The following is a 14,137-nucleotide window of genomic DNA, read 5'->3' as shown; positions in this document are numbered from 1 at the left end:
TCTTTTAGGGTGGGCTTCCTTGCCCACTTTTTTGTAATTTAGATAAGATATTATGTCTGAGTAAGTATTCTCTACCTTTAGCATCCCTCAAGGTTTAGCAAGGAAAAAAATACTGAAAAATAGCCAGTTTTCCCACTTGACTTCTGGTTAAAAAGGTATACATTTAGAGAGATTCATTGTTGTAACGTTAATATTTTCTCCTTTAATTGAACCGCATCAAACTAAACCAATTTACACCTATACAGGTAACTTCAACTAATGATATCAGATAAATTAATAAATATGACTACACCCAGCCAGCTATCAGAAAAAATTGTTTTAGATGGAAAAACATTTATTTCCGCAGAAAAATTACCAATTCCAGAATGGCCTTGTGTTGTCAGTGAAAGACCACAACCAACGCTGACCGTTAAAGATGATGATTTATTTTTGGTGACGGATACTATGGGGAATATTTCTAGTTGTTCTCCAGATGAAAGTAATTCTAGCATGGGGCTGTTTTGTCGTGATACTCGGTTTTTGAGTCGTTTAGAATTACAGATTAATGGGCGATCGCCTGTATTACTGAGTAGCACTACTGACAAGGGTTTTGCTCTATCGGTTTTATGTACAAATCCCAAAATCACAGAGGAGTTAAAACCTGATACAATTGGGATACGCCGGGAAATTGTTCTCAATGGCGCACTATTTGAAGAAATAGAAATAGCGAACTACAGCACCACCACCATTAATTTTGAACTAAGTCTCAGCTTTGATGCAGATTTTGTAGATTTATTTGAAGTTCGGGGTCATAGTCGGGAAAAACGGGGACAAATTTTACGTTTAGTAGAACCAAAAAATCCAGAAATTGACCTAATCCCTTGCGTACAATCTCAACACCAAAAAGAAGAATCCCTAACTCTAGCCTATCAAGGTTTAGATAATTCGATCATGGAATCGCGGATTCAATTCCAACACCGACAACCGGATGATTTTCAAGGTTATACTGCGATTTGGCGGCTAGAATTAGGCTCTCACGAAACCCAAAAACTCGGTTATCGTTTGAACTTGTTAATTAATAACAATGGTGGTTCAACGGTAAATCCAGCTATTACCTTAGCACAAGCCAAAGCCTCGGAGATGATGGAGGAGCAAAGTTGGGTACAACAAATTACCCGCATTAGTTCCGATAAAAGTCTTTTCAATCGAGTTATTGAAAGAGCAGAACAAGATATTTACTTATTACGCCAATCTTTTGGTAAATATAAAACTGTTTCTGCTGGTGTACCTTGGTTTTCAACGTTATTTGGCCGGGATTCTATTATTACCGCTTCCCAAACATTGATGTTAAATTCCCAAATTGCTAAAGAAACATTGATGTTATTAGCTGATTATCAAGGGAAAAACGAAGATGAATGGAAGGAAGAAGAACCAGGAAAAATTTTACACGAATTGCGTTTAGGAGAAATGGCGCGGTGTCAAGAAATTCCCCATACACCCTATTATGGGACAATTGACGCGACTCCATTGTGGTTAATGTTATATGCTGAATACTACGCCTGGACTCATGATCAAGAAACCTTAGAAGCACTTTGGCAGAATGCTTTAGCCGCCATGGATTGGATAGATCGGAATATGCAAAAAACCGGTTATCTTAGTTATTATCGGCGGTCAAAACGTGGGTTAAATAACCAAGGTTGGAAAGATTCTGGTGATTGTATTGTTAACTTCAAAGGAGAATTAGCCATAGGTCCAATTTCTCTATGTGAAGTTCAAGCCTATGTCTATGCTGCTAAAGTTAAATTAGCCGAAATTGCAAAAACGAAAAAACAGCTAGATTTAGCAGAAATTTGGTTAGAAGAAGCTAGAGATTTAAAAACTCGTTTTAATGAAGATTTTTGGATAGAAGATCAAGATTTTTGTGCTTTAGCTTTAGACGGAGAAGGTAAACCAGTGGACAGTATTACCTCCAACCCTGGACACTGTTTATCTTTAGGAATTTTTCTCCCAGAAAAAGCCTACAGTGTAGCCGAAAGATTACAAGCGCCGGATATGTTTAATGGTTGGGGAATTAGAACTTTAAGTAGTTTATCACCCGCTTACAACCCCATGGGTTATCACATTGGTTCAGTTTGGCCTCATGATAATAGTTTAATTGCCATGGGATTAAGAAGTTTAGGTTTAATAGATCAATCTTTGGAATTATTTCAAGGGTTATTTGACATGACTTCCCAGCAACCTTATCAACGACCACCAGAACTATTTTGCGGTTATGAAATGAAAGGTGATAATGCACCAGTACAGTATCCTGTTGCTTGTACACCCCAAGCTTGGGCTACTGGTAGTATCTTTCAATTATTGCAAATGATCGTGAATTTAGTCCCAGACGCGCAAAATAATTGTTTGCGAATTATTGACCCGGCTTTACCAGAATCCATCAATCGTTTATCATTACATAATTTGCGTGTTGGTGGGACTATTTTGGATTTAGAATTTGAGCGTTCTGGTAGCACTACCGCTTGTCGGGTTGCGAAAAAACGCGGTAATTTACGGGTAGTGATTGAAGCGTAAATAGTCTCAATCAGGATTTACAGGATTTAAATATCTACAGGATGACTAAGCTGTTACAAACCTAATAATCTTGTGGCGCGGGCATCTTGCCCGCTAGAATCATACTTAATGCAGTAAAGTATTAATCAAGCTCCTTCTGAATGATCAATTCTCTGACTAGGGGAAGATTCATAAAGAGCATCTAACTGTTCTCTCGCATCTTCAACATTAATGGAACGCATGACCAACAAAGGTTCTTTAATTATATTACCAGCACTGTCTAACAATTCAGGGTGAGGAACATATTGCCTTCTAGCTGCATAATAACCAAAACCACCTGGTGATGATTGGTTGCTAGAATAAGTCCTTTCCCTGTCAAAACTGAACATGATCAAATTCCGAATTAAATTACCAACGGCGATAAATGCTAGAACGGTGAAAGCTAAAATATAGAGCAGGTGTAGCATCGAATTTTCCTCCAGAATAGCAAGGTTGAGAATGTTTTTTTGTAAAACTTAAACTCCGTAAATAAACTATCTACGGTAAAAGAGAATGTAAAATCCTGTACCTATGCCCCTATGTTATCTAGTGTAATCCTTATATTCAGATTAAGGTAACATGAGAGACATTATTTTTTTATGAAAACAATGTTAAGAATTGTCTAGTATTCTGACGATTTTCAGTTGATTTAGATTGATTTAGATTGTTTCAAAGGCTTTACAATTCCTTTAATTGACCTAAACGCATTCCCACACCCCAACATTCTGTAACTAATTGATGCCAAGGTGTTACAGTTGCCATATCAATTCCCACTTGTTTACCTGTGACTGTAAACAATATCTTGGCTGTGTTGAGTTCATTTTGTGCATTTTCAACTCGTTTTAGTAAGTTAAATTGCTCTTGTTCACTCATGAAAGGGATTTTCTCATTTTCCAGAATTTGCTGATATCGCTCAAACCAATATTGAAAATCCTCTAACAGCGGTTGTAAGACGGCTTCCAGTAAATCAGCATTTGGTAGATTCGATTCCTCCATATATGAGAAGCATATTTCCTAATTTTTTTTATATTAACGTTATTTACGATTCTTAACAATCATTTCATAGCCTCCCATACGAAAAAAATCAGAAAATCTGTAACATTAGTATACAGGCCACAATTATATAAATTTAGCAATAGTCTTGTAAAGCCCCTTGGGAGTAAGTCTGGATACCTCTAAAGGAGGAAATAAACCCCATTTGAGATTTATGAAGTTTTTTAGGAAAAAGTTCAAAAAAGAAGACTCTAGGCATTATATCTAGGCACTATATTTTGCATATACTAGGTTAAGAATATCCGGTTTGAGTTTTGATTATACTGACTTACGTGCCGTTGAATTGGCTAATTTTGGCCTTGCTGAACTGAGGTATGAAAGTAAAAAATTCTGTTTCTCAAACTCTTCCTCTCCGTTCCTCCGCGCCTCAGCGTCAGACAAATTTATACTTTTATTCACTTAAATGGTATTACTAGGTCGCGCAACGTTTATGCTTTATAAGTGATCGATTTTATTTGCACTTGTTACCCTGTTATTTTGGTATAGTATTGCTGTTTTGATGTATCAGAAACGTTGGTTTATTAAAGTGTAAATTTTGCTCAGGAAGGCGTAAAGATGTTAATAAAAACTTGGCGCCTTTGTTTATTTACATCTTTGCGCGATCTGGCCACTTTATTTATTTTTATTTATTTTTACGACTAATTCAAGAGGCTTGATTTAATATTAATTAACAATTCCATGAGATTTTTTATCAATGCAAGATGTGATATAAGCTAGATTTGGGGTATAATTCCCCATGATTGATTTGAGAATCTTCAGAATGATAGAGCCACTAATGTTATTATTACAATGATTATTTTCTTTATGTTGTATATACCAGGGATGTTCCTTGATGGATACTTATCATAGAAACTGTCAGCTAGGTGCTTCTCGTCGTCGTCTAGAAGATGCTGAAACATTACATAAACAAAAACGTTGGACGGGTGCTATTTATCTCGGTGGTTATGCCGTTGAATGTGCGTTAAAATCTCTAATATGTTATGAACAACGAAAAAACCACTTTAAAGAAACAACCGTTTTCCAGAAAATTCAAGGTGCTAGTTTGCATAATTTAACAAACTTACTCAATGAGTTAGAATATACTAAAAAAAGTATACAATTAGATAGAAGTAATATCTTATTACCTGCATGGAAATTAGTATCATCAATGTGGCTTAATGATGAATTAAGATATTCCGATAAATTAGGTGATGAAAAAGATAGTAAAGAATTTATAGCAGCAGTAAAAATATTACACACCTTTTTTCTAGCAAAGCAAAACGAGACATCATGATAGAAAATATAAACTTAACACCTGAGATTATTTATCAACACTTACATGAAAATCTTAGCCGTGAAGATGAACAAGTAGAAGTGAGTGTCAAAAGGATTTCATTAGGTTGGGTAAAAATTAGAGTAGTTACTCAAAAATTTGCAGGTAAATCTTTAATTGAAAGAGAACAAAAAATAGATGAATTATTAGCTAGTCTTGAACCTAATTTCAATCTTGGTCAATATCCCATATCTGGCTATGAATTACTAACACCAGAAGAAGCAATAAAACAACCTCCTGAATATGTTAAAGTACCACTTTGGTCGGATATTTTAATGGCTCCCGAACCTGATCAAGCGGTAGAAGTAGATGAAGATATTCCTGTTAAAAAACCTTTAATTGTTACCTTTTATTCATTTAAAGGTGGTGTAGGTAGATCCACCGCTTTAGGGTTAGTAGGAGGGATACTAGCAACTCGCAATCGTCGTGTAGTCATGGTAGATTTTGACTTAGAAGCTCCGGGAATTTCAGTTATGTTTCAGGAAGATGTTAAAAAGACCAGCGGTGAACATTTTGGAGTCTTGGATTACCTACATCAAAGGTCTTTAACTCCTGAAGAAAATATTCCTAATATTCTTGATTGTATTCAACAAATAAATTTACAAACTCGCGGGGAACTTTATTTAGTTCCCGTAGGAGAATATGATGAAAATTATATTCATCGGTTAGCTGATTTAGATATGCGTTCTTTTTATCGGACTGCAAAAAATCCAGTTAAGCAACTGATAGAAGATATTAAACAGCAACTAGAACCGGATGTAATTTTAATTGATGCTCGTCCTGGATTTAATGATGTAGCTGCAATTACACTTTTCGATTTAGCCGATACAGCAATAATTTGTTTTTCACCAACTGATCAAAGTTTTCAAGGATTGCGTTGGGTAATCAAAGCAATTCTTAAACAAAAACAATATCAGGGTAAGCCTGATGTCAGATTTCTATTAACTCCCATTCCATCAGTTACACCTAATCAGTATAAAGATTTAATCGGAACAGTTGAAAATTGGATTGATCAATATTGCTATGAAGATGATTTATCTATATCTGCCGGTGCAAAAATTGATGAACTACATCACACAATTTTCTATAATCCTATCATCACAACTCTATCTAGTCTAGTTAATGATGTACCCAAAAGTTTATTAGATGAATATATACCAATTGCCGATACTATTGATGCTAGTTTACCCGATATCAAATCCAGTATTGTTAGTAAAACTATTGATGATCGGAAAAAGATTCTTAATGAATTAAAATTTCAGGCAGCTACAGCACAAGAACTAGAACCAGAAAATATTTCAGAAATATTTCAACGTACAGAAGATTTTCCTAGATTTTTGAGTAATAAAATCTGGTTAATTCGTGGTGCTAAAGGAACAGGTAAAAGCCTATTGTTTAGACTGTTTGTAGAACAACCAACAGCAGCAAGAGAACTAGCTCAATCGGATGTCAATTTAGATCATGTTCACTTTGTTTCTGGTCATGGTCAACTTAGAGTATCAAGCACAATTTTAGATAGGTTTGATCTTGAAAGCTACGAAGATCAAGCTGGTACAAATGACTGGCAATTTTTCTGGCTCAATTATGCTCTTTTACAACTTTGTTATCGTTTAACTGAATTACGTTCACTACCTGGTTTAGATGAAAAATTAGTTGCATTAAGTAATCAAGAAAAACCTGCTCACTCTGATATTATTACATGGCTGGTAGAAAGATCCAACTCACCACAAAAGAAACCACAAGCTGCTGATGAACTGCGTTTAATTGACCGAGCGTTACAAGAAAAAAATCAAGTAGTATGGCTATTATATGATGAACTAGATGCAGGTTTTGGTTCTACCCCAGAAGATTATGCTCGACGGAGAAGATCCCTAGAAGCTTTGCTGGACTGGTGGTTAGAAAGTGGTATAAATCTTAAACAAATTGTCCCTAAAATATTTTTACGTGAAGATATTTGGAAGCAATTTAACTTTACTAATACAGGACATTACAGCGGACGTTCACTAGAATTACGTTGGGAGGAAGCTGATCTTTGGCGACTTGTACTCCGTCAAGCCCTTAAAAGTTCCCCATCTCTAAGCAAATCGTTAGGAGGACTTACTGTTGAAAGATTAGATATAATTGTGCTGGAACAATTGCGCCAAAGTCTTTATCCCCTGTGGGGTGAGCGCATGGGAAGTGGTAATAAAGCCTATACTTATAATTGGGTGAGAACTCGTATTGCAGATAGTCAAAAAAACTGTTTTCCACGCAGTTTAATATTACTCTTAGAAGAAGCTGTCAAAATTGAAAAAGGATTTTCTACAGAATATTCCTTAGAAATAACATTGCGACCAAAAGCTTTAATTAATGCTTTTCCTAGTGTTTCCCAGCAGCGTGTGGCTGAGGTTCGTAATGAATATCCTGAATTGAAAGATTTTCTAGAAAGACTTCAAGGTGAACGCTCTCCTATTGATGAAAATCGTTTAGCTGAAATATGGAAAGTGCAGGATGGTGAATTAGCGCTGCGTATTCAGGATATGGTTGATGCTGGTATTTTGACAGAACGCTCTCGTCCCAAAGATTCTCCTCCTCGCGTCTATGCAGTTACTGAATTGTACCTGTATGGACTAGGGATGGTTCGTAAGGGACAACGATAGCGAAACTAAGTTAAAATAACAAAATCAACCCACCAATTAAACCCCAACCTCCTGGGCTTCCAAGGCATTAATTTCATCTAAAATCCGCCAAATTTCCTGCATCATGGGATCTAAACCAGTGCGAGTTACAGCGGAAATTATGAAAACAGGAGCTAAAGCTAGATGATTTAATTGAGTAGCTAAGGCCTCTAAATCAACCGTTTCCCTATCAACAGCATCTATTTTATTCAAAGCTAAAATTTGCGGACGTTTAGCTAAACCTCTACCATAGGCTTTAAGTTCTTCTTGAATGGTATGATAATCAGCAATGACATTTTCACTTGTCGCGTCAATTAAGTGTAATAAAACCCTTGTCCGTTCAATGTGACGTAGGAAATCATGACCTAAACCCGCACCATGGGAAGCACCGGCAATTAAACCAGGAATATCAGCGAAAACCGTACCATCACCCGTGGGTTTTTTGACCACACCCAAATTAGGAATTAAGGTAGTAAATGGATAATCAGCTATTTTGGGACGCGCAGCCGATAAAGAAGAAATTAATGTAGATTTACCAGCATTTGGTAAACCAATAATTCCCACTTCTGCTAACAGTTTCAACTCTAAACGTAATACCTTTTTTTCACCTTCTAAACCAGGAAGTGCATATTCTGGAACACGGTTACGGTTACTCAAAAAATGTTGATTTCCCAGTCCACCTTTTCCACCTTCCGCAACACGAAAAACTTGTCCAGGTTCAATAATATCGCATAGTAAAACACTCGTTACCGCATCATAAACAGCAGTACCACAGGGAACTTCGATAATTAGATCTTTCCCCCCTGCACCAGTGCAATTATTTGGACCACCGCGTTCTCCGTCCTCGGCTTTAAACAGATGTTTATATCGAAAATCTAGTAAGGTTTGGAGGTTGGTATCAGCCACAAAAATTACTGAACCACCTTTGCCTCCATTTCCCCCAGAAGGACCCCCTGCGGGTACATATTTCTCTCTTCGGAAAGCGACAATACCATCACCTCCTTTACCTGCTTCTACTTCAATTACTGATTGGTCTATAAATTGCATAATTAGTCAGTTATCAGTTGTCATTTTCTTTTTGAAAAATTACCAATATATTTTTCGGTAATTCGGTAATATACCATTTTCTAGTCCACTGAGGTACAAAATTATCCGCCTTTATCTGTGGTGAACTTCTCTATTTTTGTACCTAACTAAGATGGGAAATGCTATTAACTTTAAATATAAGGTGTAATATCCTCACCACAGTCATCTGCTAAGTATGAAAGAGCGCGGAAGCGTAAACCTACCATTTGTTCATAAAGGGGGTTAATTTTACAAAGTGGAGGAATATGAACTATTTTCCGGCCAAATAAAGTTACATCTCTTTCAAAGGGACATTGGGAAGGAATCATTTTACACAAAAACCTCGCCACTCTGGGATCTTGAATATCCAACCCGTCTAACCATTGACGCAAAGGATTTAAAACATCAGGTGTTGCGGGGGGTTGAAGTCCAGCCGGTGGGGAATCTTGGGTTTGTGTGCTATCCTCTAGGGTATGACGTAAAGCTGTGAGTAAACTTTCTTGCAGTTCTAATTTTTGACATAATTGCTGAAGTAGATCATCTTCACTAGGAGAGTATATACCATCAGCGATCGCTACCATTACCGCTGTCCGCAAAAAATTTTCCGCTATGGGTGTACCTTTACCCAATATAGCCGCTAATTCATCAACTCCAATTATTTCTAGGCTATCCCATTCCACCGCAGGGGCTAATTCATTTTTGGTTAGATTAGTAATTAATTCCTGTTCTTGAGCATTAAAATTACCATCTGCCCAAGCAATTGTCAGTAATCCACGCAACCAAGCAATAATTTGTTCGCTACTGTAAGGAGTTTGAGTAACATTGATCATAATAATTCACGCCTCAAATTTTTCTTAGTCAATATTAAGCTATCTTGAATCTATATAGTTGTTTATAGTAGTTGAATAAAACTGGTGCAAGAAGATTTTCGCTTAATAGTTGATTTGGTTTCGGTGTTTGCTGTCGCCGCTTGTGGTGGTCTATTGGCGGTGCTTTTGAAGCAACCTGTTTTATTAGGATATATCATCGGTGGTATGGTTGTCGGACCAACAGGACTAGGGTTAATTAAGGAAATTGTCCAGGTAGAAACTCTAGCCCAGTTTGGAGTGGCTTTTTTGTTGTTTGCTTTGGGTGTGGAATTTTCTTTGACGGAACTCAAGAAGGTTAAGGCCATTGCCCTGGGAGGTGGTACTTTACAAATTATCCTCACTATTATCTTCACTGTGTTGGTGTGTGGTATTACTGGCGCATGGGGAACTTTACCTGCTAAAGGTGTATTCCTGGGTTCGATTTTGTCTTTGTCTTCCACTGCTGTAGTCCTCAAATGCTTGATGGAACGCAATGAAACGGAAACACCCCACGGACAGGTAATGCTAGGGATTTTGGTAGTCCAGGACTTAGCTCTAGGATTAATGTTAGCGGTATTACCAGCCCTCCACCAACCAGGAGAAGCTATTGGTGTAGCTGTGGTTATGGCTTTGGTGAAGATTGGTTTATTTGCGGCTGGCGCTTATGCGGCGGGAATTTGGTTAATTCCACGTTTATTAAGATTATTAGCTGGTACGGAAAGTAAGGAGTTATTTTTATTAGGTGTTGTATCAATCTGTTTGGGAATTGCTCTCCTGACAGAATATTTAGGGTTATCTATTGAAATGGGTGCATTTGTCGCCGGTTTGATGATTTCTGAGGTGGAATACGCCGATGAAACTTTAACTATTGTTGAACCTTTACGCGATATATTTGCTAGTTTGTTTTTTGCAGCCATTGGGATGTTGATTGACCCGGTATTTTTGTGGCAAAATCTGGAATTAATTCTGGGATTAGTGGCTTTGGTTTTTGTGGGTAAGTTTTTAATTATTACTCCTTTAGTAAGGCTATTTCGCTACCCTTTAAAAATTGCTTTAATTGCTGGTTTGGGACTAGCTCAAATTGGAGAATTTTCTTTTGTTCTTGCTAGTGAAGGACAAGCTTTGGGTTTGGTTTCTCGGCGCATATATTTACTAATTTTAGGAACTACGGCTGTTACTTTAATGTTAACTCCGTTTGTCCTGCGATTATTACCTTTTTTATTCGATTTTGCGGAATCTATTCCTTGGCTTAAATCCTATTTAGTCAATGATCAAGCTCTTGATTTATCGGCAGATTTGCCACAGAAAGATCATATAGTAGTTTGTGGTTATGGCCGCATTGGTCAGAATTTGGTGAAGTTGTTACAGCAATATCAATTACCTGTGGTGGTTATTGACCAATCGGAAAGTCGTATTCAGCAGTTACGGGAAGCGGGTATACCCTATGTTTATGGTAATTCTGTCAGTCTTCATGTATTAGAAACTGCTGGAGTAAGTCACGCTCAAGGTATGGCCATTGCTCTCCCAGATCCGGCAAGTATTCGACTATGTTTAAAACGGGCTTTAGAACTATGTCCAGAATTAGATACAGTTGTCCGTGCTACTCAAGATAAAAATATTGAGGTTCTTTATCAATTGGGAGCAAAGGAAGTAATACAACCCGAATTTGAAGCTAGTTTAGAAATGGCAAATCACCTATTAATTGGTGCGGGTTTGTTGCCAGATTTGCTACAACAAAAAATGCAAGAAATTCGCCAAAATCATTATTTAGATTTACGTCCTGAACGTTCTCCTGCTGAAGTTTCTCAGTATTTACAAAAGGTAACTCGTGATCTAAATCGTCGTTGGTATGATTTACCAGCAAATTCTCCTTTTATTGGGATGACTTTAGAAGAGGTGAATATGCGTTATTTAACTGGAGTCAGTTTAATGGCTATTCGTCGTGCTGATGGTGAAGAAATAGATTATCCTAATCATCAAACTACATTTCTTTTAGGCGATCGCTTGTTGGTGGTAGGATCAAATCAGGAACTCAATGCCCTAGTCGAAATTGCCGAGGGTAAAATCACTATTTTTCCTGGTTTATAACCCACACTCCGCAGATGTCACTCGGATTATTGATATTTTTGAAAAATTGCAGCCAGAAAAATTTCATTTATCTAATTTTTCTGGTTTATTTTAAGTTTCTCTACCAAAAAATACAGAATATTACCGATATTTACTACCATATTAACACAACATTAATGGTAATCTTCTCAATTGACATCATAAGCATCAACATCTTCAACTTTAAAAGTTATTCGCCAAACGCGATCGCATTCTCTACATTTCCCTTGATACATTGTGTTAGATTGAATATGTTTCGATTAATTGTCGTAATCTTTGCCATTCAGGTAAGTATTGCCAAATATCACTAATTTTTCTCATACCTACTAACATTCTTTCTTTAAAATCAGCAGGAGTACCCAATCCCAAACGATCTAAATCTTCTTCCATAGCACAAAGTAAATCTTTACCTGCAAAAAAAGTTAAATAATTCTGATTTTCAAAGTAAAATCCGCCTGGTTGACAATAAGTTAACATTTGTGTAAGCCTCTCAACAATATCATTCTCTTGAGGTATTTGTGTGTTTGTATATTGGGTATGAATCCGTTGAATTTCTAAAAGACAAGATGCTGCATCTATTATTTGTCCAAAGGGAAATTTCGTACTCCATCTTTCTTCACCCCAATCATTAGGTAAAGGTAATAAACGAGGAACACGACATAATGATAATGCTATTCTTGCTGCTGTATATGTAGCAATTTTTAAAGCTGCTTGTTCTAAAATTCTTTGATATTCAGCAGATAAAGTCGGCGCTTTCTTACCTAAAACTGGAATAACTATTTGTGGATCAATTAGGTAATTTTCTATTTCTTTTCTTTCCCAATACCAACCAATTTGAATAAAGTTTTGGTTATCTTGCACTATCCAGTTTCTTGGTATAAATTGAGGTGAAGATGGATTTTGAGCAAAATCATCAAAGTCTCTATCTCTGATACCTGCAATAATTGTATCAGGTTTCAATTCTCTACTGATTAAAACTTTTTCCCTAAACGCGTATTTACTACCAACAGATTGAACTGTACATAAGTCGCTTAAAAATAAATTAAGAACACGACTGTCTATTTTCTTTTTTCCACCTTCACAGTATAATAAACTTACAGACATAATCTCCCCCCTTTAATACGATAAATTTCATCATTACCAATAATTTCGGTAACAGCCTCTGAATGAGTGGTAAAAATAAATTGAGAGGTGGGACTTATTTGAGGTAATTGGTTAACGAAGAATTGAGCTAAAGGGGGGTGTAAATTTAAGTCAAGTTCATCAATTAAAACAATTGAATAAGCAATTTGTTGACGAACAAATTCATATAAAATCGGGAAAACTGAATATTCACCGCCAGACATTTCTACAATGTCATAGTTTCTATTTTCGTCATTAAGAACAAAAAATGGTTCATCTCCTTGATTATTAGATGGTTCTAATCCTGCAAATGAACGTCCTTTAAAAATACGTTTGTAATAATTTTCTAATTTGAGGTAATAATCATTTTCAGAATGATAATTAGGTGTTTTTCTTTTTTCTGTCCAATCGAGTAAATAAGGACGTAAACTGGCTATACTTTCAATAGATGCTATATCATCTTTTTTACCATCTTCTGTATTACCACTATCACTGGTTTTTAAACGATATTGATCAAACCAAAATATTCCCGGTAATTGAGCAAATTTTGAGCGAATGCTAGGGTTTTTTTTGAGAGTTTTTTGGACATAATAGCGTCCTTGAAATTGTAACCGATCTTTTTCATCATCTCCTACTTCCCAATCTTCACCATCTAAGACAACTCTCAATATTTTTTTATCTGCTGGTTCAATGAATTCTCTTCTATCTCGGAAGTAATCAGGTAAAGAATCAAACCAAAGTTTAGCTACTTCTTTTGTCGCTTCTATTTCTTCATCCACAAAAGATATTTCTAGTTCAATGTGAGGTGTTCCCCATCGCCAATACCGACTAGCTAAAAATCCTATCCAATTAAAATCAGCTACTTTTTGAATTTTCTTAGTAGCTAATGCTAATGGTAAGGCTATCGCTTGCAAAATGGTTGTTTTACCTGAACCATTATCACCTAAAATTAGAAACTGATCACTGACTTCTTGTAAGGTTTTATGTTTAAAAGAAATAGGAGGTAAATTCTCAAATCGTTTAAAGTTTTGAATAGATATTGATTCAATTTTCATAAGTTTTTTGATTATGTATAATCTCTTAGGTTGGCGTTAAAAATTGTCGTTATGACAAGGGAACTCTTAACTGGGAAGAGGTTTTGGGCAACTTTACTTTTCGTTACTTATCTCGTTTTTTCCGTTGACCTACTTATTATATCAAAAATATGTTGGTATACCAAAAATAAATCGCACCCCAACATCCCCGAAACAGCGAACTGACAAGTCAGCACTTGCGCTATAGCAATCCTACCCCAACCTTGAGAAAATACGTAGATAAAAATCCTTGTTTTATAAGCACTTTAGCCTTATTGAACTCTCACGTATCATTTAGGATTGCTATATCACTCTCCCTACATCTCAAACAAG

At 36.3% G+C, this 14,137-nt stretch carries 10 protein-coding genes; 4 read left to right on the top strand and 6 right to left on the bottom strand.

Features of this window, described 5'->3' with window-relative positions; translation table 11 throughout:
- Positions 1-282: 282 nt before the first annotated feature.
- Positions 283-2,550: an amylo-alpha-1,6-glucosidase gene (locus H6G25_RS16735; RefSeq protein WP_190393460.1), complete on the top strand. Its 2,268-nt coding sequence runs from the start codon at positions 283-285 to the stop codon at positions 2,548-2,550.
- Positions 2,551-2,675: 125 nt separating this feature from the next.
- Here H6G25_RS16735 and H6G25_RS16730 read toward each other — a convergent pair whose 3' ends face one another.
- The gene (locus H6G25_RS16730) at positions 2,676-2,996 is read right to left on the bottom strand and encodes a DUF2973 domain-containing protein (protein ID WP_028089503.1); all 321 of its coding nucleotides are present in this window, start codon (positions 2,994-2,996) and stop codon (positions 2,676-2,678) included.
- 250 nt (positions 2,997-3,246) lie between these two features.
- Positions 3,247-3,564, bottom strand: coding sequence for a DUF2605 domain-containing protein (locus H6G25_RS16725; protein WP_190393459.1), 318 nt, complete (start codon positions 3,562-3,564; stop codon positions 3,247-3,249).
- Positions 3,565-4,453: 889 nt separating this feature from the next.
- On the opposite strand from H6G25_RS16725, the gene H6G25_RS16720 reads away from it, so the two are divergent.
- Both H6G25_RS16720 and H6G25_RS16715 read left to right on the top strand, forming a co-directional pair.
- Positions 4,454-4,894 carry a hypothetical protein gene (locus tag H6G25_RS16720; protein ID WP_190393458.1) on the top strand — a complete coding sequence of 147 codons (441 nt, stop codon included), beginning with the start codon at positions 4,454-4,456 and terminating at the stop codon, positions 4,892-4,894.
- Complete coding sequence (locus H6G25_RS16715; RefSeq protein WP_190393457.1) at positions 4,891-7,572, top strand: AAA family ATPase; 2,682 nt, start codon at positions 4,891-4,893, stop codon at positions 7,570-7,572. The genes H6G25_RS16720 and H6G25_RS16715 overlap by 4 nt, the downstream gene beginning before the upstream one ends.
- 36 nt (positions 7,573-7,608) lie before the next feature.
- Here the strand turns inward: H6G25_RS16715 and obgE are convergent, their stop codons facing one another.
- Positions 7,609-8,637: a GTPase ObgE gene (gene obgE, locus H6G25_RS16710; protein WP_190393456.1), complete on the bottom strand. Its 1,029-nt coding sequence runs from the start codon at positions 8,635-8,637 to the stop codon at positions 7,609-7,611.
- 170 nt (positions 8,638-8,807) lie between these two features.
- A complete protein-coding gene (locus tag H6G25_RS16705) occupies positions 8,808-9,485 on the bottom strand; it encodes a Mo-dependent nitrogenase C-terminal domain-containing protein (RefSeq protein ID WP_190393455.1) in 678 nt (225 codons plus the stop codon).
- A gap of 84 nt (positions 9,486-9,569) precedes the next feature.
- On the opposite strand from H6G25_RS16705, the gene H6G25_RS16700 reads away from it, so the two are divergent.
- Complete coding sequence (locus tag H6G25_RS16700) at positions 9,570-11,591, top strand: cation:proton antiporter (RefSeq protein WP_190393454.1); 2,022 nt, start codon at positions 9,570-9,572, stop codon at positions 11,589-11,591.
- 258 nt (positions 11,592-11,849) lie between these two features.
- On the opposite strand, the gene H6G25_RS16695 is transcribed toward H6G25_RS16700, so the two are convergent.
- Together H6G25_RS16695 and H6G25_RS16690 are read right to left on the bottom strand one after the other, a co-directional pair.
- A complete protein-coding gene (locus H6G25_RS16695; RefSeq protein WP_190393453.1) occupies positions 11,850-12,713 on the bottom strand; it encodes a hypothetical protein in 864 nt (287 codons plus the stop codon).
- A complete protein-coding gene (locus H6G25_RS16690; protein ID WP_190393452.1) occupies positions 12,704-13,786 on the bottom strand; it encodes an ATP-binding protein in 1,083 nt (360 codons plus the stop codon). The genes H6G25_RS16695 and H6G25_RS16690 overlap by 10 nt, the downstream gene beginning before the upstream one ends.
- Positions 13,787-14,137: the final 351 nt, after the last annotated feature.

This window comes from Dolichospermum sp. FACHB-1091, assembly GCF_014697585.1.
Classification (GTDB): domain Bacteria; phylum Cyanobacteriota; class Cyanobacteriia; order Cyanobacteriales; family Nostocaceae; genus Dolichospermum.
The sequence above is the reverse complement of the archived record's forward strand: the minus strand, read 5'-3'. Positions and strand labels throughout refer to the sequence as shown.

Excerpts from the sequence above, each read along its gene's own strand:
- obgE (WP_190393456.1), bottom strand. The coding sequence starts at position 8,637 with ATGCAATTTATAGACCAATCAGTAATTGAAGTAGAAGCAGGTAAAGGA.
- H6G25_RS16720 (WP_190393458.1), top strand. The coding sequence starts at position 4,454 with ATGGATACTTATCATAGAAACTGTCAGCTAGGTGCTTCTCGTCGTCGT.
- H6G25_RS16695 (WP_190393453.1), bottom strand. The coding sequence starts at position 12,713 with ATGTCTGTAAGTTTATTATACTGTGAAGGTGGAAAAAAGAAAATAGAC.
- H6G25_RS16730 (WP_028089503.1), bottom strand. The coding sequence starts at position 2,996 with ATGCTACACCTGCTCTATATTTTAGCTTTCACCGTTCTAGCATTTATC.
- H6G25_RS16725 (WP_190393459.1), bottom strand. The coding sequence starts at position 3,564 with ATGGAGGAATCGAATCTACCAAATGCTGATTTACTGGAAGCCGTCTTA.
- H6G25_RS16690 (WP_190393452.1), bottom strand. The coding sequence starts at position 13,786 with ATGAAAATTGAATCAATATCTATTCAAAACTTTAAACGATTTGAGAAT.
- H6G25_RS16715 (WP_190393457.1), top strand. The coding sequence starts at position 4,891 with ATGATAGAAAATATAAACTTAACACCTGAGATTATTTATCAACACTTA.
- H6G25_RS16735 (WP_190393460.1), top strand. The coding sequence starts at position 283 with ATGACTACACCCAGCCAGCTATCAGAAAAAATTGTTTTAGATGGAAAA.
- H6G25_RS16705 (WP_190393455.1), bottom strand. The coding sequence starts at position 9,485 with ATGATCAATGTTACTCAAACTCCTTACAGTAGCGAACAAATTATTGCT.